At 68.9% G+C, this 20,467-nt stretch carries 25 protein-coding genes and 1 pseudogene; 10 read left to right on the plus strand and 16 right to left on the minus strand.

Annotated elements, in window-relative coordinates:
* Positions 1-35: 35 nt before the first annotated feature.
* On the minus strand, positions 36-563 hold the full coding sequence (locus tag ACWESM_RS20485; RefSeq protein WP_452493119.1) for a carboxymuconolactone decarboxylase family protein: 528 nt from the start codon (positions 561-563) through the stop codon (positions 36-38).
* A gap of 404 nt (positions 564-967) precedes the next feature.
* Here ACWESM_RS20485 and ACWESM_RS20490 point away from each other — a divergent pair, with 404 nt between their 5' ends.
* The gene (locus ACWESM_RS20490; protein ID WP_452493385.1) at positions 968-1,480 is read left to right on the plus strand and encodes a hypothetical protein; all 513 of its coding nucleotides are present in this window, start codon (positions 968-970) and stop codon (positions 1,478-1,480) included.
* Positions 1,481-1,549: 69 nt separating this feature from the next.
* On the opposite strand, the gene ACWESM_RS20495 is transcribed toward ACWESM_RS20490, so the two are convergent.
* The 7 genes from ACWESM_RS20495 to ACWESM_RS20525 all read right to left on the minus strand — a co-directional run bounded on the left by ACWESM_RS20495 (position 1,550) and on the right by ACWESM_RS20525 (position 7,338).
* Positions 1,550-1,945: a hypothetical protein gene (locus ACWESM_RS20495; protein WP_452493120.1), complete on the minus strand. Its 396-nt coding sequence runs from the start codon at positions 1,943-1,945 to the stop codon at positions 1,550-1,552.
* A gap of 86 nt (positions 1,946-2,031) precedes the next feature.
* Positions 2,032-3,105 (minus strand): NAD(P)H-dependent amine dehydrogenase family protein, encoded by a 1,074-nt coding sequence (locus ACWESM_RS20500; RefSeq protein ID WP_452493122.1) that lies wholly within the window; start codon positions 3,103-3,105, stop codon positions 2,032-2,034.
* 42 nt (positions 3,106-3,147) lie between these two features.
* A complete protein-coding gene (locus ACWESM_RS20505; RefSeq protein ID WP_452493124.1) occupies positions 3,148-3,351 on the minus strand; it encodes a hypothetical protein in 204 nt (67 codons plus the stop codon).
* A 24-nt stretch (positions 3,352-3,375) separates the two neighbouring features.
* Positions 3,376-3,993 (minus strand): twin-arginine translocation pathway signal, encoded by a 618-nt coding sequence (locus tag ACWESM_RS20510; protein ID WP_452493126.1) that lies wholly within the window; start codon positions 3,991-3,993, stop codon positions 3,376-3,378.
* A complete protein-coding gene (locus ACWESM_RS20515) occupies positions 3,990-4,874 on the minus strand; it encodes a hypothetical protein (RefSeq protein WP_452493128.1) in 885 nt (294 codons plus the stop codon). The genes ACWESM_RS20510 and ACWESM_RS20515 overlap by 4 nt, the downstream gene beginning before the upstream one ends.
* 287 nt (positions 4,875-5,161) lie before the next feature.
* Positions 5,162-6,307, minus strand: a complete 1,146-nt coding sequence (locus tag ACWESM_RS20520) for a CoA transferase (protein ID WP_452493387.1) — start codon at positions 6,305-6,307, stop codon at positions 5,162-5,164.
* Positions 6,308-6,372: 65 nt separating this feature from the next.
* A complete protein-coding gene (locus tag ACWESM_RS20525) occupies positions 6,373-7,338 on the minus strand; it encodes an enoyl-CoA hydratase/isomerase family protein (protein WP_452493388.1) in 966 nt (321 codons plus the stop codon).
* 144 nt (positions 7,339-7,482) lie between these two features.
* Between ACWESM_RS20525 and ACWESM_RS20530 the strand changes: the two genes are divergently transcribed.
* The 5 genes and pseudogenes from ACWESM_RS20530 to ACWESM_RS20550 form a co-directional block, all read left to right on the plus strand.
* Positions 7,483-9,003 carry a class I adenylate-forming enzyme family protein gene (locus tag ACWESM_RS20530; RefSeq protein ID WP_452493129.1) on the plus strand — a complete coding sequence of 507 codons (1,521 nt, stop codon included), beginning with the start codon at positions 7,483-7,485 and terminating at the stop codon, positions 9,001-9,003.
* A gap of 22 nt (positions 9,004-9,025) precedes the next feature.
* On the plus strand, positions 9,026-9,328 hold the full coding sequence (locus tag ACWESM_RS20535) for a hypothetical protein (RefSeq protein WP_452493131.1): 303 nt from the start codon (positions 9,026-9,028) through the stop codon (positions 9,326-9,328).
* Positions 9,329-9,406: 78 nt separating this feature from the next.
* Entirely contained in the window at positions 9,407-9,733 is a 327-nt protein-coding gene (locus ACWESM_RS20540; RefSeq protein ID WP_452493133.1) for a hypothetical protein, read from the plus strand.
* Positions 9,734-9,825: 92 nt separating this feature from the next.
* Positions 9,826-10,611: a hypothetical protein gene (locus ACWESM_RS20545; RefSeq protein ID WP_452493134.1), complete on the plus strand. Its 786-nt coding sequence runs from the start codon at positions 9,826-9,828 to the stop codon at positions 10,609-10,611.
* 16 nt (positions 10,612-10,627) lie between these two features.
* A pseudogene (locus ACWESM_RS20550) lies at positions 10,628-10,849 on the plus strand (transcriptional regulator); the annotation flags it as partial.
* 15 nt (positions 10,850-10,864) lie between these two features.
* Here the strand turns inward: ACWESM_RS20550 and ACWESM_RS20555 are convergent.
* Positions 10,865-11,845, minus strand: a complete 981-nt coding sequence (locus ACWESM_RS20555; protein WP_452493136.1) for a zinc-dependent alcohol dehydrogenase family protein — start codon at positions 11,843-11,845, stop codon at positions 10,865-10,867.
* A gap of 99 nt (positions 11,846-11,944) precedes the next feature.
* Between ACWESM_RS20555 and ACWESM_RS20560 the strand changes: the two genes are divergently transcribed.
* Complete coding sequence (locus tag ACWESM_RS20560) at positions 11,945-12,514, plus strand: TetR/AcrR family transcriptional regulator (RefSeq protein WP_355075111.1); 570 nt, start codon at positions 11,945-11,947, stop codon at positions 12,512-12,514.
* Between the two features lie 20 nt (positions 12,515-12,534).
* On the opposite strand, the gene ACWESM_RS20565 is transcribed toward ACWESM_RS20560, so the two are convergent.
* Positions 12,535-13,194: a TetR/AcrR family transcriptional regulator gene (locus ACWESM_RS20565; RefSeq protein WP_452493138.1), complete on the minus strand. Its 660-nt coding sequence runs from the start codon at positions 13,192-13,194 to the stop codon at positions 12,535-12,537.
* Positions 13,195-13,396: 202 nt separating this feature from the next.
* Here ACWESM_RS20565 and ACWESM_RS20570 point away from each other — a divergent pair, with 202 nt between their 5' ends.
* A complete protein-coding gene (locus tag ACWESM_RS20570; RefSeq protein WP_452493139.1) occupies positions 13,397-14,392 on the plus strand; it encodes an acyl-CoA dehydrogenase family protein in 996 nt (331 codons plus the stop codon).
* Positions 14,373-15,548 (plus strand): acyl-CoA dehydrogenase family protein, encoded by a 1,176-nt coding sequence (locus ACWESM_RS20575; protein ID WP_452493141.1) that lies wholly within the window; start codon positions 14,373-14,375, stop codon positions 15,546-15,548. Before ACWESM_RS20570 ends, ACWESM_RS20575 begins: the two co-directional genes overlap by 20 nt.
* A 32-nt stretch (positions 15,549-15,580) precedes the next feature.
* Here the strand turns inward: ACWESM_RS20575 and ACWESM_RS20580 are convergent, their stop codons facing one another.
* From ACWESM_RS20580 to ACWESM_RS20590, 3 genes are all read right to left on the minus strand, one after another.
* On the minus strand, positions 15,581-15,772 hold the full coding sequence (locus ACWESM_RS20580; protein WP_452493143.1) for a ferredoxin: 192 nt from the start codon (positions 15,770-15,772) through the stop codon (positions 15,581-15,583).
* Between the two features lie 100 nt (positions 15,773-15,872).
* Positions 15,873-16,136 (minus strand): ferredoxin, encoded by a 264-nt coding sequence (locus tag ACWESM_RS20585; RefSeq protein ID WP_452493145.1) that lies wholly within the window; start codon positions 16,134-16,136, stop codon positions 15,873-15,875.
* The gene (locus ACWESM_RS20590; protein ID WP_452493147.1) at positions 16,133-17,440 is read right to left on the minus strand and encodes an NADH-ubiquinone oxidoreductase-F iron-sulfur binding region domain-containing protein; all 1,308 of its coding nucleotides are present in this window, start codon (positions 17,438-17,440) and stop codon (positions 16,133-16,135) included. Before ACWESM_RS20590 ends, ACWESM_RS20585 begins: the two co-directional genes overlap by 4 nt.
* Positions 17,441-17,512: 72 nt before the next feature.
* On the opposite strand from ACWESM_RS20590, the gene ACWESM_RS20595 reads away from it, so the two are divergent.
* Positions 17,513-17,986: a hypothetical protein gene (locus ACWESM_RS20595; protein ID WP_452493149.1), complete on the plus strand. Its 474-nt coding sequence runs from the start codon at positions 17,513-17,515 to the stop codon at positions 17,984-17,986.
* Positions 17,987-18,024: 38 nt separating this feature from the next.
* Here ACWESM_RS20595 and ACWESM_RS20600 read toward each other — a convergent pair whose 3' ends face one another.
* Genes ACWESM_RS20600 through ACWESM_RS20610 form a run of 3 tightly spaced genes read right to left on the minus strand, consistent with a single transcriptional unit; the run spans position 18,025 to position 20,466 of the window.
* Entirely contained in the window at positions 18,025-18,891 is an 867-nt protein-coding gene (locus ACWESM_RS20600) for an alpha/beta fold hydrolase (protein ID WP_452493390.1), read from the minus strand.
* A gap of 37 nt (positions 18,892-18,928) precedes the next feature.
* On the minus strand, positions 18,929-19,321 hold the full coding sequence (locus ACWESM_RS20605; RefSeq protein ID WP_452493151.1) for a Rieske (2Fe-2S) protein: 393 nt from the start codon (positions 19,319-19,321) through the stop codon (positions 18,929-18,931).
* Complete coding sequence (locus tag ACWESM_RS20610; protein ID WP_452493153.1) at positions 19,321-20,466, minus strand: amidohydrolase family protein; 1,146 nt, start codon at positions 20,464-20,466, stop codon at positions 19,321-19,323. Before ACWESM_RS20610 ends, ACWESM_RS20605 begins: the two co-directional genes overlap by 1 nt.
* Between the last annotated feature and the right edge of the window lies 1 nt (position 20,467).

Consider the following 20,467-nt stretch of genomic DNA (forward strand, 5'->3'; position numbering starts at 1 on the left):
TCCGGTTCGGAAAGCGCCGGTGCGACGACGGTTGGTCAGTGTTCGACCTGCACGCCGAAGGTGTTGAAGGCCATCGCCAGCGTCGTGTAACCGCCGACGGTGAAGACGAGATCCATGCGTTGCCGTTCGTCGAGACATTCGCCCAGTGCGGCCCAGGTCTCTTCGGACAGTGCCGACTTCTCACCGAGTTCGTCCACGGCCCGCAGCAACAGACGGTCGAAGTCGTCGGTGGCGCTCGCCTCGCCCCGTGCGGCGGCGATGTCGTCATCGGTGAGCCCGGCCTCGGCGCCCATCTGGACATGGTGATGCCATTCGTACGCGCAGCCCCGCTGGTGGGCTACCCGCAGGATCGCGAGTTCGCGCAGCCGTGGCGCCAGCGTGGACCCGAAGAGCAGATGGACGTTGAAGCCGAGGAATGCCTTGGTCAGCGCTGGATGGCGGACCATGGTCGCGAGTGCGTTTCCGGCCGCTCGCGGATTGCGGCGGTGCGCGGGCAGCATGCGGGACAGCGCGGCATCCACCGCGTCGTCCCACTGGTCCTCCGGAAGTGGGCTCACCGTCATCGGCCTGCTCCTGTCGTTGAGAGAATGTTCTTCTCGTATATGACTATCACATTTACAAACCTGTCGACGGTAGTCAATCCGGCTGGTTGAATGGGCGATCCATGGTTGGAGCGACAAGGGCGTGCGGCGCTCGGATCGGCCTACTCCTGCTGCCCGATCCGGCGTACGAAGCGACGCAAACTATTGATTCTCCTATTTGGAGAAGCTACCTTTCATCTTGCGAGAGTGTGTTACCGACTATGCTCGGTCACCTCCGCGGGGCGTAGCCCCACCGCTCGAGATCGGCCGATGGGCCCAATGCAGGGAGGGTGAGCATGACTGCTCGAGACTTCGAATCCGTCGACCGGGATCTCGGTGGAGCGCACTCGGCCGCCGGGTGGCGCGCGCACGCGCGCAAGCATCTGCTGCGCTATCGGCTCGCGGTCGTCGCCGCCACCGCCGTCGACGTGGTGCGGCACGCGGGCGGCTGGCTGTGCGACCGGACGATGGCGGGCTGGGAGGTGACCGTGCTGCTCGCCGACTGCTCGGGCGCGCGGGCGCTGCAGATCCTCGGCGCCACGGTTTTGGATCTCGAGGGATCGCTGGCGACCCCGGTGCACGACACCTGGCCGCATGCCGTCGCGGTGGCGCCGGAGTTGTTCGCCGCCGATGCCCGGGTCCGGCACGGCGTGCTGGACTGTCTGGACCACGGTTTGATCGAAGTCGCGTTGTGGGGCGAGGAACTGCCCGATGAACTCGACCGCAGGCTCGGCGCGGTGCATCACCGGCTCAGTGTCGCCGCGCAGGCGTTCAAGGGTTGTGCGCTGACGGCGGCGGGTGCGTCCGCTCCGCACGTCGGCGACGCGGAGGTGTTCCGCAGCGGTGAGCTGTTGCTGACCGGATTGTGGGGCGGTACCGATCTCGTCGCGGTGGGCTGAACGCGAAAAATCGGATCCGGCCGTGCCATGCGGCCGGATACCCCCGTGTTTCGCGACGAGGGCCTACGGTCATGCCGGTGCGGAACCGGCTGCGCTCGTGGAAATCTGCGGGATTCCCTGCCATCCGCAGGGAAGTCCGCAACTGGGCCGGACTTCGGTTTCGACCCGCCCGTCCCGCAGCTCCCGCACCGTCGCCGACGCTTGTGCCGGGTATCCGCAGTCGGGGCATTTCGCGAAGTAGTCGAGCACGTCCCGTACGGTCACCCGCAGCGGGCGGTCGGCGTCCGTCGCGACATGCCGCGACGGACGGCTGTGCTTCCAGAGGCTCGCGCGAAGGTCGCGAGTTCGCGGCGCGCCCGCGCGTGTGGTCCCGGACGAGTGCGCGGGGACCGGCGTGGGGTCGCGTTGCTCGGTGTGCTCGAAGCGCGCGAGACCGTCTCGTGTGCTGCCTGTTTCGCTGCGCATGATCGGCGCGCCTCCTGTCTCCACAGGTATGAGAATATCACTCTCAAATTCGAATATTGTCATTCCGGAGTGACTGGCGTTGCGAATCACCCGAGATTCGCGGTCAGTGGGGGCAGGTCGAGGGTGGTGCGGATCCCCGGCGGTGCGGCGCACAGGTACGTGACGGCGTTGACGGCGCGGTTGGCCGCGTATCGCGGTGACATGGCACTCATCCCGCCCGAGTCGACGGGATAGCGTACATCCAGCTCGATCGGGGTCTCGCCGTCGATCGCCACATGCCATCCGGTCTCGCGCACCGGCCAGGCCGGCCGGAGTGCGGCCGTGCAGTACCAGGTGGATCGCAATCGCAGCAGGACGCGGCCTCCACCACGCCCGGAGATTGTGATGCGCTGTGCGGCAACAGTTCCCGCGGCGAGCGTGGTGAACTCCAGTGGCACGTCGTGCTCGGCGAGCGCGACCTCGCCGACGACGTCGAACGCGTCGAGTGGCAATCGGACGGCGTCGGCGACCAGTCGCAACGACGGACCGAAGGTCCGGGTGGCGTGGGCGAGGCGCTGTTCGTCGAACGGTGCCGGGGCAGCGCCGAAACCCATTGTCTCCACCAGCAATCGCGGCGTTCCCGGATGGGTGAGGTCGACGCTCTCCTCGATCGACATCCGGTCGATCCTGCGCTGGATCGAGCTGAGCGCGACGGGAAGGGTTTCGGTGACGAAGCCCGGCGCGATTCCGGTGCTCAGGATCGAGGCCCCGCCGAACCAGCACGCGGCTTCGATGCGCGCGCACAGCGCAGGGTCCACGGTGTCGGGGTGGCGGAGATCGCCGTGGGTGGTGACCACGTTGACACCGGCCACCAGTAGGCGGCAGACGTCGTCGACGTCGAACAGGCGCGGCATGTACAGCACGCAGTCGGCGCCGAGTGCCAGGATCTCGTCGATGTCCGTGGTCGCGGTGACACCGGTGACGCTGCCCGGCCCACACAGAGCGCCCGCGTCGAGGCCCGCCTTGGCGGGATCGTGCACCCGCACGCCGGCGAGCACGAGGTCGGGATGATCGAGCACGGCTCGCAACGCGTGCGCTCCGACGCCACCGGTCGCCCACTGGACGACCCGGTAGCGGCCGTGTGTCGGGTTGTGCCCGTGTGACTGTGGGTTCGGATCCATGGCGGGGGTCCATTCCGTGCGTCGGGGAGTCGCAGAGGCTGGTCACGGCCGAAACCGCAGCAGGCCCTCCTGGGCGAACGAGGCGATGAGAGCGCCGTCGCGGGAGAGGATGTCGCCTCTGCCGAAACAGCGGCCGTGTGCGACGAGCGAGCTGTGGTGGCGCAACAGCAACCAGTCACGTTTCTGCCGTGCGGTGACGGTGAGCGCCGCGAAAGAGCGGCCTTCGTGCTGCCGCTGCAATGTCATTTCTGCACCTGGTGGTGGAGCGGGTCAGACGGGGTCGAATGCCGAGATTCGCCACGCGCCATCGGCTTTGCGCAGTGTGACCCGCACGCTGCTGGCGGCCGAGGCGGGGTCGGGTTTCTCCGCGCTGGTGGTGGTCTGGTTGATGAACACCAGGACCACCGCATCGTCGGTCCGCAGTTCCGACACCGCCGCCCGGACGACGGTCGCGCTCGTGCGGACCTGCTTCTGCTTGGCGGCCGGCGCCACAACCTGTTGGGTGAACTGACTGTAGTACGCCAGGAAGTCGCCGGTCAGCATGGACTTCGCAGCGTCGAGATCGTGGTCGAGGGTTTCCGGTGTGTAGGACAACAGCGCGACCGTGCCGCGGGAGGCGGCATCGAGCGCTGCCGCGGCGTCGCCGTCGGTTCGGTTGTCCGGCCGGTACTGCAGGAAGAACAAACTCGCCGCGGTGGCGACCGAGGTGACGACGAGCACGGCGAGCAGGAGTAGGGCGTACTCGGCGCTTAGTGCGCGGGACAAGCGGCGCGCCTTCGGCTTCCGGCTGCCCATATCGGGCGTGTCGGGCGGCGTATTCGCCGACTCGGGAGCGTCCTGCGTCGATCCGGCGTCGCGCTCGGCGACCGACGCGCTGTCGGCGGTCATGGAACGAACTCGACTTTCGACATCCTGAGTTGATCTCCGTCCCGCGTCACGGTCACGCTCAGCCGCCAGGCGCGCGGTTCTTGCCGTGCCCCGGCCGAATTGGTGACCTGTGAGGTCGCGGCGACGAGGACGACCGCGGAATCCTCGGTCATCGACTCGATCGCCGTGGCGTTCACCTTGCCGTCGGTGGCGACCCGAGACTGCTGGATCACGGTCGTGAAATCCGTGGCCCGGGCCTGGAAGTCGGCCCGAAAGGATCCGGTGGAGTTGTCCAGAACCCGCTGCACGTCCTCTTTCGCCCGGTTGAAGTCGAGCGTCGTCAAGGCGACCACTCCTTGTCGCGCGGCGGCGGTGAATTCCGCTGCGCGCCGGTCGTTCTCGGTGACGTCCTGATGGTGCCGGACAATGTATCCGCTGCTCGCCAGCGCGAGGAGGATCACGACGAGGGCGCCGACGGTCATCGTGGAGCGACGGCGAAGGCGTCGGATGAGTTCGTTACGGAGACGGGTGCGACGAGGGAGGGGATCGGCTGCGGTCGCGTGCCCGGTGTCGTCGTCCGCCGACCTGTCCGCAGCGGCGGGATGGGCTGGGAGCGTGTCCGGAGGGTCGATCGGAGCGTGCTGGCCGCGAGGTTCGCCCGCTGTGGCTACTCGGGTTGTCCGTGGCGAGGTGCGCGCTCGGCGGCGTAGCTCGGCGGCGCGAACACGGGCGCGAGCCGCTTCCGCGCGCGCCTCGGCCGCCAGCGCCTCCGCCTCGGCCGCCTCGGCCGCCAGCGTGAGTTCCTCGGCATCGGCTTCGTCGAGCGGACCGCCGCCCGGGTCCTGTTCCGCACCGTCGGAGACGGATGGCGATTTCAGGGTGTGTCCGGTGCTCGGGCTCATCACCACCTCCGCGATAGCGCGACGGATCGGTCGGGCAGAGCGTGGCGTCGCGCGACCCGATTGCGTCAACTTTGACGAGAATGACGTTATCACATGCTGATGTATCAGTACCCGCAAATGCCTTACGCCATGGCTACGTCTTGCTGGTCAACTGCGTAAATATGATTTCCGTCCGATGAGAGAGAGGCTGCGCCGTACGGATGCGCTGCCGCGGGCATTCCGCCGCGATCGTTCTCGGTGTCCGACGACCGAACGCGGCATCTCGGGCGGTCTCGCCGAGCGTGCGCTCATTCGCTCCGTGATCGCCGCGCGGCGATGATCCGGTGGACCGCGGAAGCGTCCGCGCCGAGCGCGGAGGCGCGCGGCCGGGGGCCGGGCGGTGGCGTCGGCGCGACAGCGGCGTATACCCGGTCCGCCGGGCCCGGTGGCGCCGCAGCGTACGTCGCGGCGACGGCCGCCATGGACAACTCGATCAATTCGCCACCGCCGCGCGCGACCGCCTCGGCGACCGCGCGGGCGGCCTCGAGCCCGGTGAGCGGATCGGCGATCGCGTCGGCGCAGAAGACGGGGTCCGCTGCCGTGCCGCCGACCAGTCCGCCCGCCACCGCGGTGTCGTCGCCGAACCCCGGGCGATGGGCGTTCGCGCCGTCGACCCCGTGCGCGGTGATGCGCAGCCACACCCGGCCCGGGCGGCTCGCGATCCGATCGGGACCGATCCCCCGGCGGATCAGGGCGGCCGGACGCGAACCCTCCAGCACCACGTCCGCCGCCTCGAGCAGCGCTCGCAATGCCGCGACATCGGCATCGAAATCCGCGGCGTAAGACAGCTTTCCGGCGTTCATCCAGTCGAAGAACGCGGGGGAGCCCCGGCGTGGCCCGTCGGGTCGCCGCGGGCTCTCGACCTTGACCACCGTGGCGCCCGCCGCGGCGAGCAGCCGCCCGCACAACGGACCCGCCCACATGGAGGTGAGGTCGACCACGAGGCATCCGGTCATCGGCCGCGGCCGTCGTCGTGGACCCAGCGGGCGGACATGCGGTGTCGCGGCATGGGTCTCGCCCAGTATCGCGGCCGGTATGTCGAGCAGCTTCGCGCGTTCGGTCACCGCCGCCGCGGAACGACGCGCGGCCCACGCCGTCACCGCGGCCCACGGATCTTCCGGCGGCGCCGCCGTCTCCAGCAGAGCCGGGACGGCTTCGAGGTCGGCGAGGCGAGACAAGGTGAGCGCGCACCAGTCGTCCCGGGTCGCGAGCAGGCGGGTCGCGCCACCCACGGAAACGCGTCCGCGCCGTGCCGCGCCCGACAGCGCGGCGCGCCCGCTCAGTTCCAATGGGACGTCGATTCGGATCCCGGTGTGCGCGGTGAACCCGGCGGCGACGGCGTCTGCCCTGGCCAGGATCGCGGCGCGGGTGAAATCTGGTGGGCCGTCCGGCATGCCGGTCAGCCATGCCGGTCCGCCTGCCGCCCACGCGGCTTCGGGAGACGGCCTCGTGGTCACGATCATCGAGTCTGCCTGCGCGGTGCGATGGCGTCGATCAAACCCCACGCGAGCGCGGTCGACGCCGGGACGGTGCGGCCGCTGAGTACGAGGTAGCCGGTCCGCCAGCGGCCGATCCGCCGAGTGACGCTCACCGTACCGCCCGCACCTGGGATGAGTCCGAGGCCCAGTTCGGGCAGGCCGAATTCCGCACCGGGGTCGGCGAGGACGGTGCCGCAGGCGGCGGCCATCTCCAGTCCGCTGCCCAGCACGCGCCCGTGCACGACAGCGCGGCAGCCGCGTCCGAGGCGTTCGGCCACCTCGTGCAACGCGAGCGCCGGGCTGTGGCGGGTGCGCGCCAGATGCGCGGCGGCCACGTCGGTGAAGGCGCCGAATTCGGCGAGATCGCCACCGCTGCAGAACGAGGGGCCGTTGCCGCCGAGTTCCACCACCCGCACCGACGGATCGAGCCGGGCGATCGCGAGTGCGTCGAGCAAGGCGGCGCGGGTGCGATTGTCGAACGCGTTGTGCCGATGCGGCCGATCGAAACGGATCGTCAGGGTGTGTCCGGTGCGGACGACTTCCAGCGGCTCGGCATCCTCCGGCCGGATCGCCGCCGGTCCGCGCTCCCGCAGCCAGGCGCCGAACTCCGGGCCGCCCTGCAGTGTCGAGTACGCGAGAGACTCGGTGAGCAGACCGGCCCGCACGTCCGCGGTCTGTGCGGCGCGCAGGACGTCATCACAGATCGTGGCGGCCGTGGGGTGGCGCTCGAAGCGCTCGCGCAGCGCGGCGACGGTCGCATCGACGGTGGCGACGGTGACGACACGCGGATCGTCGCTCTCCGCGTCGGTGAGCGTGAAACTGGCGTGCTCCAACCAGTACTCGGCCGCGGGACCGATCGGATCGGTGGCGACCGCCACGACGACGCCGGGCGGTGCCGCGTCGGCTGCCGCATCCGGCTCGGCGGTCACCTCGATCACCCGGAACACCGGTCTGTGGCCTTCCTTCTGCGTCGCGATCCCTGCGGTCGGCGCGACGAAGCCGACCTCGTCGCACTTCATGAATATGATATTCTCCACTACAGAGAATAACAATATCGCAGCGTCGCGAGGCGCTCGCGGAGAGGGTGCGGAATGAGCGTTTCGCTCTTGCTGGACATGGCTGTCTCGGGCAACCCGGACCGGCTCGCGGTGGTGTGCGACGAGGTGCGCTGGACCGCGTCGGAGCTGAGCGCGCGCGCGGAGGGTGGCGCCGCGGTGATCGCGAACTCCGGCGCCCGGACCGTGGCCTACGTGGGTACCGGCGGACATCTGCTGCCGCTGCTGGTCTTCGCTTCGGCGGGCGCCGGAATCCCGTTCACGCCCTTGAACTATCGTCTCGCTCCCGACTCCCTTGGTGAACTCATCGCTCGGCTCGCGGATCCGCTGGTGGTCTGCGACGACGAGTACCACGACATCGTGGCCGCGTTCGGCGGCAGGGTCCTGCGCTCATCGGCATTCATCGAGGCGGCGTCCACCGTCGGTGCGGGCGCGGGCGCCGAGCCGCCCGATCCCGACCAGGTGGCTGTCGTGCTGTTCACCTCCGGTACGACTTCCAAGCCCAAAGCGGTCGAGCTCTCGCACAACAATTTGGTCGGCTACATCACCGGGACAGTCGAATTCGACTCGGCCGAGCCCGCGGACGCGGCGCTGATCTGCGTGCCGCCCTACCACATCGCCGGTATCAGCGCGGCGCTGTCCAACCTGTACGCCGGGCGGACCATGGTGTATCTGCGCAACTTCGACGCCGCGCGCTGGGTCGAGCTGGCGGGCAGCGCGTCCGTCACCACCGCGACCGTGGTGCCGACCATGCTCGATCGCATCGTGACCGAACTGGAGCGGTCAGGGGCGAAGCTGCCTGCCCTGCGCAACCTCGCCTATGGCGGATCCAAGGTCGCGTTGCCGCTGGTCCGCAAGGCGCTCGACCTGCTGCCGGAAGTCGGTTTCGTGAACGCCTACGGCCTGACCGAAACGAGTTCCACCATCGCGGTGCTGGGACCGGAGGATCACCGGGCAGCGCACCGGTCCACCGACCCGGCGGTCGCGCGTCGGCTCGGTTCCGTCGGACAGCCGGTGCCCGGCATCGAGGTACAGATCCGCGACGACGACGGCCGCGTGCTGCCCGCGGGCGCGTCGGGCGAGTTGTTCGTCCGCGGGCCGCAGGTGTCCGGCCGGTACACCGGGATCGGGTCGGTGCTGGACGAGGAAGGGTGGTTCCCGACCAAGGACGTGGCGACGCTCGACGCCGACGGCTATCTGTTCATCGGCGGCCGCTCCGACGACACGATCATCCGCGGCGGGGAGAACATCGCGCCGGCCGAGATCGAGGATGTGCTGGTGGAGCACCCGGCGGTGCGTGAGGTGGCGGTCGTCGGTGTGGAGGACGCGCAGTGGGGCCAGATCATCGTGGCGGTGGTGGTGCCCGCGAACGGCGCGACGCCGGACCCCGGTGCACTGCGCGACTACGTCCGGGCCGGTCTGCGCGGCTCGCGCACGCCCGACCGGGTGGTCTTCCGGGATTCGCTGCCCACGACACCGACCGGGAAGGTGCTGCGCCGCGAACTCGTCGACGAGTACGGCCCGCAGCTCGCGGCCGATGTCGCCGCCGATACGTAGTCGCCGTCAGGAAAGGATGACAATGGTCAAGAACGGCACTCGCCTGCGCAGCCAGGTGTGCGACACCGAGGTGATCGTGGTGAAAGCCGCGGACAGTCTCGACGACCTTCGCGCCGGGGGTGTTCCGATGATTCCGATCGGCGCGGAACGGACTCCGGGCGCCGAGCCTGCCGCCGACTACGCCGACGGCAATCTGATGGGCAAGCGCTATGTCGACGACTTCGGCGCGGAGATCCTCGTGACGAAGGCCGGTATCGGCACGCTCAGCGTCGGCGGCACACCGCTGGCGCTGAAGGAAGCCAAGCCGCTTCCGGCCAGCGACTGACCCTGGTCGAAAGCACAACTCGCACAAGCACACAATGGCCCGGCGTGCGGACCGGGCGGGGAGCGGAAGGACCCGAACATGGCGGAATCGAAGATGCTGGTGTTCTCCAATGCCGTAGCGGGGCAGGACGACGCGTTCAACGAGTGGTACGACAATCAGCATCTGGCCGAGGTGGTCGAGGTACCGGGCGTGTCGAGCGGGCAGCGATTCGAGATCGTGCCCGCCGCCCTGCCCGGCGGCAACGCCGAAGCGCCCGCGCACCGGTATCTCGCGATGTACGAGCTGAGCGACGATCCGGACACGGTCGTGCAAGCGTTCCTGGCCCGGGCGGGCAACGGGCAGATCGAACTCAGCAAGGCACTGGATGTCTCGACGCTCGCCGTGTCGGTGTGGCGCGCGCGGTGAGAGGCAGTCGGTGACCGACAAATTGAGTGGTAGGTACTGATCGGCGCGGGGATCATTGCGTTGTAGTAAGTGTCCACGGGAGGAAATCGCGTATGCCCACGGTGCGGCGGTTCTGGATCGAATTCGACGGGGAGCGCGAATCGAACTTCTGGGTGGAGCTCTGCCAGGGCGTTGGTGTGACCGGATTCGATGAGCGGGACTGCTTGTCGATGGTGGCGGATCTGCTCCCCCTCGACGCGGAGTTACCCCCTGTGCGCCGCATCACGGTCGACATTTCATTGGCCCAGCGACTTCGGGTGAACCCTCCGACTCTCGGAGTCCCGGTGTGGCGAGGCGTGTGGTATCCGCCCAGGAACCTTCGGACCGGGCCGACGTGGCGCCCCCGCGGCGTCGACCGAACGATCGCCCCCGACTACCCGAAACCCGTCACGGATTCGCCCGCACAAATGCGGGCCGGTGACACTCTCGGCCCACGGCCCGTGTGGTGGGACGAAATACCGCATGCCGACAGTTTGCTGTGGCCCGTCGGTAATTTGCCCTACACCCACTTAGGTGAGCAAATGTGGCGTTATGCCCCGGTTCTGCGCGCCGCTATCGCCAACGAGCCGAGCTACGGGGACATGGTGCGCGAAGCCCTCGACTATGTGATCGCGCGCGGCGCGGCGCCGAGCGATTGGTTCGACCCGAACACGACCAGGTTTCTCGATCAACAGGAACAAGACGAATATCTGCGGGCCTTCCGCGACTACTTGTTCGGACATCGCCCGCAGCCGATCTACCCTCCCGGCCCCGGACGGCTTCCACTCGACGCGGGACAACACGATCCGGGGAACGAGCAAGAGCCTTCAAGGCCAAGAACATCCGGCAACGCCGGATAGTGCGCGATCATGGGAACTGCGCAGCGAAATCCGGGAGTTCCTGCGAACCCGCCGCGCGCGGCTGACCCCGCAGCAGGCCGGGCTGCCCGCCTACGGCGGCCACCGCCACGTGGCCGGGTTGCGCCGCGAAGATATCGCCCCACTCGCCGGGGTCTCGGTGGACTACAACGTGCGCATGGACCGCGGCAGCCTCGCAGGGGCCTCCGAATCCGTCCACGACGCCCTGGCCACCGCGCTGAACGCCACGCGAGGGTCAGATGGTGACGACGATTTTGCCGACGTGATGTCCCTGTTCCAGGTGGTGGTGTGCGGCGACGATGTCGTCGAGAGTGAACACGCTGTCGACGGTGGGGTGCAGGGCACCGGTGTGGATGCCCGCGGTCAGGAATGCCGCGATGCGGCGCACCGCCACAGGGTCGAGGGTGTGCTCGAAGCTCATGTACCGGATCATCGTGATCGGGCTCGCCGGGAACGGCGCGGGCCGGGGATCGAGCCAGCCCACCGTGACCAGGGTGCCGCTGAACGGCTTTGCCGCGTCGGCAAGTTCGGCCAGGCCGGGACCCATGACGGAGTCCAGAACGATGTCGGCGCCGGCCCCGGCGGTGTGCCGGTGCGTTGCCTCGACGACATCGTCGTGGTCGGTGACGATGACAGCGGCGGCGCCGGTGGCCAGCAAGATGTCCCGCTTCGCGGCGTGCCGGGTGACGGCTAGGGGAACGGCGCCGATCTGGTTGGCGATCTGGATGGCGGCGAGGCCGACAGAACTGGAGGCGGCGGTGATCAGGACATGGTGACCGGGTTCCATCGCGGCCTTCTCGACGAGCGCGCCGTAGGCGGTGGAGTAGGCCACCCATAGCGCTGCGGCGCTCGTGGCGTCCAATCCGGCGGGTCGAGCGATGACCCGATCGGCGGGCAGGACGATGTGTTCGGCGTAGGTGCCGTTGACGTCCATGTCGGGCACGGCGGTGACGACGACCGCATCGCCGATCGCCCATCCCTCGACCCCGGCGCCGAGGGCATCGATCGTTCCGGTTGCTTCGACTCCGAGACGGGCGTGTGGCATTCGGATCGGCCGCGGGGACATGCCCGCACGCACCATCTGGTCCAGTCGGTTGATGCCGATGGCTTCGACCTTGATTCGCACCTCGTCGATGCCTGGGTCGCCGACCGGCTCGTCGATGATGCGCAGGACTTCGGGGGCGCCGGTCTCGTCGAAGACGACGACTCGTGACATGGAAGGCTCCTGACTCAAATTTCTTGTACAGTCGTTCTAGGAATAATTTCTAGTACAGTCGTTTTAGGAATGTCAATCCGCGAACGAGGGAGCGCAACGATGGCAGGGCGGCCGGTCGACCATCGACACCGGGAAGAGCTGCTCGAGGCGGTGGTCGACTACACGATCGAGCACGGGCTCTCCGAATTGTCGTGGCGGCCGGTCGCGGCAGGCCTCGGGGTCTCACCGACCACCCTGGTGCACCACTTCGGCACCAAAGAACAAATGCTTCAGGCCATCCTCGAGCGGTTGCGGCGGCGCATGTTCGCTGCCACCGGTGATGCGGCGGGCGCGCATCCCGACCTTGCGACGGCAGCCCGCGCGGTCTGGACCCGCAGCTCCGACCCGCGGCGGTGGGCGGAGTTCAAACTGTTCTTCGCCGTCTACGGGCGCGCTCTGCAAGCTCCGCGCCAATTCGCCGACTTCCTCGACCATGTCGTCACCGACTGGAAGATCGCACTGTGCGAAGCCCAGGCGTCCGACACCGACCCCGAGACCGCGGCTCGCACAGCCACATTGGTGATCGCCACGATCCGCGGCCTGCTGCTCGACCTGCTCGCCACCGGCGACCGCGACCGGGTCCAGGACGCCGCCGAGAGCTTTCTGGGAACTCTCGAGCGCCGGGCGTGACCTCCGGAGATCTCGCTCGGCTAGACGTGGCGGCCGGTGATGCCATGGGCGCAGAAGTTCCACAGCTCTTCGGGTGTCAGTGGCTTCGCGCCGGGGTCGGCGTTCGCGGGCTGCGACGTGAACATCACCGTGTGCATGATCATCGCGGCGAGGCGGCGTGGATTGGCGGCGGCGGTCAGTCTGCCCGCCGCCTGCGCCTCCGTCATCAACTCGGTGAACAGCCCGAACAGTGACGCGTGCGCCATGCGGACCTCCGCGGGATGCGAGCTCAGCAGCTGCGGCGAGAACTCGGTGAACAGCGGTCTGCGCGCGTCGGGATCCGGTCGGCACAACTGGAACAGCAGCTCCACCGCGGTCCGTAAACGGTCCAGCGGTTCGCCGCTGTTTACCGTGGCCGCGCGAATCTGTTCCACCGTGCGGCTCAGCGCGTCCTCGTACAGGGCGAGCAGCAACTCGTGTTTGCCGTCGAACTGCAGATAGAAGCTGCGCAGCGACTGCCGTGACCGGTCGACGACCTCCTGCACCGTGAAATCCGTACTGCCCTTCTCGGTGATGATCGCCTGCGCGGCGTCCAGGAACCGTTGTACCCGCTGGCCCGCTCGCAACTTGGCCGTGCGCAACGACCGCTCCACGGCGCGTTGCTTCCACGCGGGCTCGCGCCGCCCCTCCACGTCAGTCATGGCGGCCGCGCCCTGCGCGCCGGCTCGCACGCACTCGCCGCGCACCGCGCATCGCCGCGTGATACCCGCTCGCAACCATCGTTCTTCCTCTTACCTGATTGGCATCTAAGAAATGAAACTACTATTATCGTGAAAGAAGAACCATATTCTCAACGCGGTTCGAGAAAAGCGGTTCCCGGCAGTCGTCGAGGAGGGCGATCGGATGTTGCTGGAGTTCGACTCCGATCAGCGGTTGTGGCAGGACACTGTGCGGGAGGTGCTCGCACGGCACTGTCCCGTCGCACTGGTCAGGGACATCGCCGATCGCGGAGCGGATCCAGGACCTCTGTGGAAGGTCTATCGAGACCAGGGGTGGACCGCGCTGACCGATCCCGGCGAGACGGTCGAGCTGACGATCGTGCTGGAGGAACTGGGGCGGGCCACCGATCCCACTCCGTACCTGGCCACGATGACCCAGTACGCGCCGCTGTCCGGTGAGGCCGACCCAGCCGTGGCGGGAACCGCGGTGTTCGAGGGCATTTCGGCGCGCCGCGAGGGCGAGGAGTGGGTTCTCGGCGGCACCGCTCAGGTGCTCGACGGCGATCGGGCCGAACGATTGGCAGTCGCCACCCGGGCCGGGGTCTTCGTGCTTCCCGCCGAACGGGTCACCGCACGCCGGATCACCGTCTTCGACCCACTGCTGCACGTCGCGCAGGTCACGCTGGACCAGGTGCGCGTCGGCGCCGGTGACCGGGTGGACCGCGATGTGGGGCAAGCCAGGGAGGTCGCGCTGACCGGTCTCGCGGCCACCATGGTCGGGGCGTGTCAGCGCGTGCTGGACCTGGTCGTCGAACACGTCGGCGTGCGCCGCCAGTTCGGGGTGCCGATCGGCGCGTTCCAGGCGGTCGCGCACAAGGCCGCCGACATGCACGTGGCCGTCCAGCGCGCCCGCGCGCTGACCTACTGGGCCGCGCTGACCATCGCCGCGGGCGACCCGCGACGGCATCTGGCCGCCGTCATGGCCAAGGCGGCCGCGGGCGAGTGCCAGGCGGTGGTCTTCCGCCACGGTCTGCAGCTCTTCGGCGCCATGGGCTACACCTGGGAGAACGATGTGCAGTTCGCGTTGAAACGGGCGAAGGCCGGGGAACTGCTCCTCGGCGGCGCCGACGAGCATCGCGCGACGATCGCGAGGGAGTACCGTGCAGCTGACCTTCGATGACGACGTGAAAGCGTTCCGCGCCGAGTTCGCGGAGTTCCTGGACCGGAACCTGCCGCCGGAGGCCGCAGCGGGCGAACGCCCTCGGTCGACCTCGCATGTCCCCGGATGGGCGCGGCAGTGGCAGCGGCTGCTGTTCGAACACGGCTGGCTGGTGCCGGGCTATCCGCCGGAGTTCGGCGGCCGCGACGCCGGGATACTGCAGCAATACGTGCATCGCGAGGAACTGGCCCGGCGCGGCATCTACGAGACCTTCAATCCGCAGGGCGTCGGTATCGTCGCCGCGTCGCTGATCACCTTCGGGACACCCGAGCAGCAGCGGCGCTGGGCGGTGCCCATCCTGCGTGGAGACCTGACCGCATCCCTCGGGATGAGCGAGCCGGAAGCGGGCTCGGATCTGGCCGGTCTGCGCACCCGGGCGGTGCTGCGCGGTGACCGTTTCGTCGTGGACGGGCACAAGATCTGGACCTCGGGCGCGCACGACGCCGACGTCCTGCTCGCGTTCGTGCGGACCGATCCCGCCGCGCCGAAGCACCGGGGGATCTCGGCCCTGCTCATCCCGACCGATCTGCCCGGAGTGCGCCGCCGCCCGTTCGCCTCGGTCTGCGATCCGGACGACCTGGACTTCAACGAGGTGTTCTTCACCGAGGTGGAGGTGCCAGCGGAAAACTTGGTCGGCGAGCTGAACAAGGGCTGGCGGGTGGCCAACGGTTCGCTGGGGCACGAGCGCACACTGCTGTGGCTCAGCTTCGCCGACCGGCTGGACGGCCTGCTGGCCGACTTCCGGCCGGAAACCGCCGTGGCCGCCGATCGCTACGCGAGTCTGGTCCTCGACGCGCACGCGTTGCGCCTGCTCGGATCGGACGCGCTGGCCAAGGCCGCGCGCGGCGAGGACGCCGGTCCCGGACTCTCGGTGCTCAAACTGCTGGGCTCCGAAGCGGTGCAACGCGGAGCCGAGCACGCTTTGGCGGCCGCGGGAGCGAAGGGGCTACCGCACCCGGATGTCACCGCACGGCACAGCGTGTTCAACCTGGAGGAGACCGCGCCGGGCTGGTTCGAGCGCTTCGTGCGCAGTTTCGCGGGCACCATCGCGGGGGGCACGTCGGAGATCCAGCGCAACATCATCGCCGAGCGCATCCTGGGCCTGCCCAGACAGTGACGGCCCAGTCGGCCGCCGACCGCTCGCCCGGATCACTCGACGAGCGAGATGGCAGCGCGCGGGCATTGCGCCACCGCGTCCCGCACGCGCGACTCGACCTCCTGGGTCACGTCCGGCCGCAGCACGCGCAGTTCGTCCCGGTCGTCGAGGTCGAACACCTCGGGGACGATGCCCATGCAGATGCCGTTGCTCTCGCAGGCCCGGTAGTCGACCTCGATCCTCATCGCGCCGCCTTCGTCTCGCAGGGTGCCCGGCCCGCCGTGCGAGCCGCGGATGTGGTGGAAGCCGTGGAGCCGCGGCGCACCGACAGCGTACGGTGGCCGTTCATCGCGGCGGCGCTTGCTCTGTCGTCGGCGCAGGCGCGGAAGCCGTTGTAGAAGGGCCGGTTTCGGGTTCCGGCATGGCGATGATGGCGTGCACGGGGCAATCCAGCAGGGCGCGCGACACCGCGTCCCGGTCGGCCGCCGCCACCACGCCGGTCCCCTCCAGCGACGCGTAACCCCATTCGTCGAGAGAGAAATGCGCGGGCGCGTGTTCGGCGCACAGGCCGAATCCGTCGCAGAGCGTCCGGTCGAGACGAATCCTCATGAGGCGGGCACCGCTTCCGCGTCGAAGGGCCGGTCGGCCAAGCGGACGCCGTGAGCGCAGGTGGGGCATCGGCCTTCCAGATGCGCGGTGACTTCCGCGGAGAACCGCGCCAGCAAGGTGGCGGCCGCGTTGGCCGCGCCGTCCAGCGTTCCGCAGGCGCCGCGGCCGCGCAGCACCACCGACCAGCGCTCCAGCCGCTCGACATCCGCGGCGCCGGCCGATCCGTCGCGCAGCGCGATGGCCGCCGCCGCCATCGCCGCGGTGCCGTTGAAGCAGGATCCGCATTGGCCTGCGTTCTCGCGGTCGAAGTAACTCAGCACCGCCGCGGCGACCGCGACGGGGCATTCGGCGGTGATCAGGGAGATCGCGCCGCAGCCGAGCCCGCTGCCGAGCGCGCGCAGCGATTCGTGGTCCAGGGTGGCCGCCAGCACCGCACGGTCGACCATGCCCGCGAAATAGCCGCCCAGCAGAGCGCCGCGCACCTGCGCGGGCGGCACACCGTGCAGGGCGAGCACATCGGCGAATCTCGTGCCGTGCGGCAGCTCGTAGAGCGCGGGCGGACGCCCGCCACCGGTGACGGTGGCCAAGAAGGTGCCAGGGGAAGACGCCGTCCCCACACTGCGGAACGCCGCACCGCCGTATCGCTGGACGAACGGCAGATGCGCCAAGGTCTCCACATTGCCGACCACCGTTGGCAGTCCGTCCACACCCTGCTCGAACGGGCGCGGCGGCTTATCGGACGGTTTCGCGGGACCACCGTTGATCGCACGAATCGCGGCGGTCTCCTCTCCGGCGACATACGCCGGGTCCACGGTGACCAGTTCGACGGCGACCTCCCCGATCCCGGCCGCGTCGAGTTCGGTCAGAGCGGCGTCGACGCGGCGCGCGGATTCCGGATCCGAGAGGTAGACATAGGCGCGTCGCGCGCCGACGATCCCGGCCGCCAGGCGCAACCCGTCCAGTACCAAGTGCGGCCGGTGCCGCATCAGCCACTTGTCCTTGACCGAGGCGGGCTCGCCCTCCTCGCCGTTGGCGACGACGACGGTCTCGTGTCCGCGCAGACCAGCGTCCCGGACGCCGGTCAGTTTGATCGCGATCGGGAACGCCGCGCCGCCGCGGCCCAGCAGCCCGCTATGGCGCACCTGCTCGAGCACCGCGGTCGCGGAGCTCAACGGCCGATAGCCACCGGCTTCCCGATAGGCGGCGAGATCTTCGCGGCCGTCGCTCATCCGCAGCAGGCGCGGCACGCAGCCGGGCGCGGGGGCCACGGTGAGTCCCGCGCCCGGCTCGACAGTTTCTTGCATGGCAACCTCTTCCGGCTGAATCTCGAGCGAGAGACGCGGCGTCGTCTCCTGGCGGCGGTTAGGCTTTCCGCCATGAGGACCGCGGTGCTGCGTATCAATGTCGACCCCGCCGGGCAGCTCACCGCGGCGCAGCTGACGGACGGGATGACCGAGTTGCGCGCACACGCCGCCTCGATCGCGGCGCAGCTTCCGGACGACGACCTGTCGGCGAAGCCGGCGGCGCAACGTGAAGTCCAATTGCTGGTCGAGACGGACGATTCCGGCGCCGCGATGGACGCGGCGGTCCAGGTGTGCGCCGCAGCGTTCGGCACCGCGCCCGTGCCGCGTGTGGTGACCTTCGTCAGCCGCGGCACCGATGACGACGCGCACGGCGTACTCGCCGGTTTCGGGGTGACCGGCGAGATCAGCCGGGTGCCGGACGCCGACGGCTTCGACGTGGTGTCGGTGACGCTGCGCGAGTCCGACCTGGAACGGGTGCCAGAGAGCCGGATCCACACCGCCTTGGAGGCGTCGTTGAACTGTGAGGTCCGGATCCGCACTCGGTGAGCGGCGTGGGCGGGCGCCGGGCATCGATCGCGCGGGCATCAGCCGTCCAGGAACTTCAGGATCGCGGGCGCCGCCAGTACCCAGGTGTCGAACATGTTGTAGTGCGTCACTTTTCCGCTCGCGCGATCCTCCATCGCGCGTTCCCAGGCATCCTCCGGCCACGGCGGATCGATCAGCGTCGAGCCCTCGATCAGGCAGCTCACTTCGAGTGAGGTGCGCTTGGGGTGGTCCAGATCGCCCGCACCGCCACGGATGATCAACGTCGGGACGCGGATGCGGTCGAACATCTCGTCGTCGACGCCTGCGATCGTCTGTCCCGGCTTGGGGACGTATGCGCCGAGCCAGCGCAACGACAACTTGACGAACTCGTCGCGGTCCAGGCTCAGCAGGCGTTGCTCGTTCGCGGGGTTCTGGGCGATGCGCTCGCGCCACTCTCGCAGTCGCGGCAGGCCCGCGACGCCGCTGCCGCGCACGACCTGCAAGCTGGGCAGCACGTAATACGCGCCGAGATTGAACATTCCGTAGATGCCGCCCACGATGTTCCAGAGCACCAATTCGGTCACCCGCTCGGGGTAGAGCATCGCCGTCAGCATCGAGTCGCGGGCGCCGCCGGAGCCACCCGCGAGCACACAGGGGCCCGCGTCCAGCGCGGTGAGCAGGCCGTCGAGCGTCCGCGCCCGCATGTGCGACTCCGTCTGCCCGTAGAACTGCACGTCGGAGGCGCCGCAGTTGGGGCGGTCCCACAGCAGCACCGAGTAGCCGCCCGCGACGATCGCTTCGGCCAGCGGGCGTAATCCGGGCACGTCCATGCCGAACCGGCCACCCGGCGTCAGGACGACGAGATCGCCACCGTCGCCGAGGATCTCGTACACCACATTGCCGCCGTAGATCTCCACCGAGGACACGCGGCCCGCGCCGCTCTCGCTGTGCATCGGTCCCGCCTCAGGCCATGACCACGACGTCGTCGCCGACGATTCGGACGGGGTAGGTGCGAATGCTCCACTCGGGTTTCACCGTGGTGGTGCCGGTCGCGAGTTCGAAACCCCACTGATGCCAGGGGCAGTAGATGAATTCCTTGTCCCGCACCATCACCGCGTCGCCGGGGACCGATTCGTCGACGACGGTGCGTCCGCGGGCGCGGCCCGCGCACAGCGGGCCGCCCTCGTGCGGGCAGTAGTTCGCGATGGCGTAGAACGTCCCGCCGACGTTGTAGACGCCGACACCGTGCCGGCCGATCGGCACCACCTTCGACGAGCCAGGCGGGATCTCGTCCACGGTCGCGACGACGTGTTCGCGCCCCTGCGCCAGCCGTGGCGTCTCGTATTCCTCGGGCACTAGAACACCCGCCTCTGGCCGTCGATGGCGGGCACCGTCTCCGGCAGGTGGTAGGTCTCGATGCCGTTGCGGTACATCACGCGATCGCGGGCGTACTCCGGAAGGTGCTTGACCAGCCAGCGGGGATCGTCGAAGGTCCAGTGCGGGTAGTCCGAGGAGTACAGCAGGATCTTGTCCGCCTCCATCCATTCGAACGCCCGGGTGAGTTCGGTCTTGTCCTCCGGATAGTCCAGTGGCTGGGTGGTGAACTTGATGTGCTCCCTGACGTATTCCGACGGCTTGCGCCGAATCCCGGTCCACGACTTGCGCGCTTCGTAGATCGCGTCCATCCGCCACATCAGGGGCAGGATCCAGGTGAAGGCGTGTTCCACGAACACGATCCGCAACGCCGGGAAGCGGTCGAACACCCCGTCGAAGATCAGGCTCATGATCTGGTTCGCCGCCAGCAGCGAGTAGGTGACCATGAAATCGTGGTTGTAGCTGGGAAATCCGACCGGCGGCATGGGCATCGTCTCGTAGGCGCCACGGCCGAGGTGGCAGCTGACCACCAGATCGTGCTGGGTCGCGGCCGCCCAGATCGGGTCGTATCTCGGATCGCCCCAGGCCGGGCGCGGTTCGGCCTTGATGAGAATCTGCGCCATGTACGGGTGCCCGGCCCAGTGCTCGATCTCGCGCACCGCGCCCTGCGGGTCGTCGATCGCCGCGCAGATCGAACCGCGCCACCGCTGGTGCCAGTTGTTCTTCGAATCCAGCCAGTGGTCGGCCAGCCAGTGGTTGACGCCCGTCGCCAGCGCCTGGGTGGCCTCGGGCAGGCGGGTGGCCTTGACCGTTGGCTCCAGAATCGCGATATCGGAACCAGCTTCGACGATCAACTGGCGGAAGGCCAGTTCCGGGTCGCTGCCGGGGAATTCGCCGTCGGCGGGGAAGGTGTCCACCCGCATCGCGTAGGAATGCGCGTAGTCAGGGGCGTCGTAGATGATCGTCTCGCCGACCCGGTGACTGAGAAAGTACGAGCTGCGGTAGGGCTCGGGGATGTACTCGACGAGTTCCCGGCGGCGTGGCACGGGGTGCACGTCCGAGTCGACGACCCGGACGGCGACCTGCTCGGGCGCCGGGGCGCGGTGCTGGTGGTGGGCCAGCGTCATG

The sequence above is a fragment of the Nocardia sp. NPDC003999 genome, assembly GCF_053604885.1.

Bases quoted from the DNA above. Each gene is read 5' to 3' on its own strand.
- ACWESM_RS20515 (WP_452493128.1), bottom strand. From the start codon at position 4,874: ATGAGCCCGAGCACCGGACACACCCTGAAATCGCCATCCGTCTCCGAC.
- ACWESM_RS20595 (WP_452493149.1), top strand. From the start codon at position 17,513: ATGAGGACCGCGGTGCTGCGTATCAATGTCGACCCCGCCGGGCAGCTC.
- ACWESM_RS20570 (WP_452493139.1), top strand. From the start codon at position 13,397: ATGTTGCTGGAGTTCGACTCCGATCAGCGGTTGTGGCAGGACACTGTG.
- ACWESM_RS20565 (WP_452493138.1), bottom strand. From the start codon at position 13,194: ATGACTGACGTGGAGGGGCGGCGCGAGCCCGCGTGGAAGCAACGCGCC.
- ACWESM_RS20590 (WP_452493147.1), bottom strand. From the start codon at position 17,440: ATGCAAGAAACTGTCGAGCCGGGCGCGGGACTCACCGTGGCCCCCGCG.
- ACWESM_RS20520 (WP_452493387.1), bottom strand. From the start codon at position 6,307: ATGCCGGACGGCCCACCAGATTTCACCCGCGCCGCGATCCTGGCCAGG.
- ACWESM_RS20585 (WP_452493145.1), bottom strand. From the start codon at position 16,136: ATGAGGATTCGTCTCGACCGGACGCTCTGCGACGGATTCGGCCTGTGC.
- ACWESM_RS20530 (WP_452493129.1), top strand. From the start codon at position 7,483: ATGAGCGTTTCGCTCTTGCTGGACATGGCTGTCTCGGGCAACCCGGAC.
- ACWESM_RS20500 (WP_452493122.1), bottom strand. From the start codon at position 3,105: ATGGATCCGAACCCACAGTCACACGGGCACAACCCGACACACGGCCGC.
- ACWESM_RS20535 (WP_452493131.1), top strand. From the start codon at position 9,026: ATGGTCAAGAACGGCACTCGCCTGCGCAGCCAGGTGTGCGACACCGAG.
- ACWESM_RS20540 (WP_452493133.1), top strand. From the start codon at position 9,407: ATGGCGGAATCGAAGATGCTGGTGTTCTCCAATGCCGTAGCGGGGCAG.
- ACWESM_RS20510 (WP_452493126.1), bottom strand. From the start codon at position 3,993: ATGACCGCCGACAGCGCGTCGGTCGCCGAGCGCGACGCCGGATCGACG.
- ACWESM_RS20580 (WP_452493143.1), bottom strand. From the start codon at position 15,772: ATGAGGATCGAGGTCGACTACCGGGCCTGCGAGAGCAACGGCATCTGC.
- ACWESM_RS20505 (WP_452493124.1), bottom strand. From the start codon at position 3,351: ATGACATTGCAGCGGCAGCACGAAGGCCGCTCTTTCGCGGCGCTCACC.
- ACWESM_RS20495 (WP_452493120.1), bottom strand. From the start codon at position 1,945: ATGCGCAGCGAAACAGGCAGCACACGAGACGGTCTCGCGCGCTTCGAG.
- ACWESM_RS20555 (WP_452493136.1), bottom strand. From the start codon at position 11,845: ATGTCACGAGTCGTCGTCTTCGACGAGACCGGCGCCCCCGAAGTCCTG.
- ACWESM_RS20610 (WP_452493153.1), bottom strand. From the start codon at position 20,466: ATGACGCTGGCCCACCACCAGCACCGCGCCCCGGCGCCCGAGCAGGTC.
- ACWESM_RS20545 (WP_452493134.1), top strand. From the start codon at position 9,826: ATGCCCACGGTGCGGCGGTTCTGGATCGAATTCGACGGGGAGCGCGAA.
- ACWESM_RS20485 (WP_452493119.1), bottom strand. From the start codon at position 563: ATGACGGTGAGCCCACTTCCGGAGGACCAGTGGGACGACGCGGTGGAT.
- ACWESM_RS20560 (WP_355075111.1), top strand. From the start codon at position 11,945: ATGGCAGGGCGGCCGGTCGACCATCGACACCGGGAAGAGCTGCTCGAG.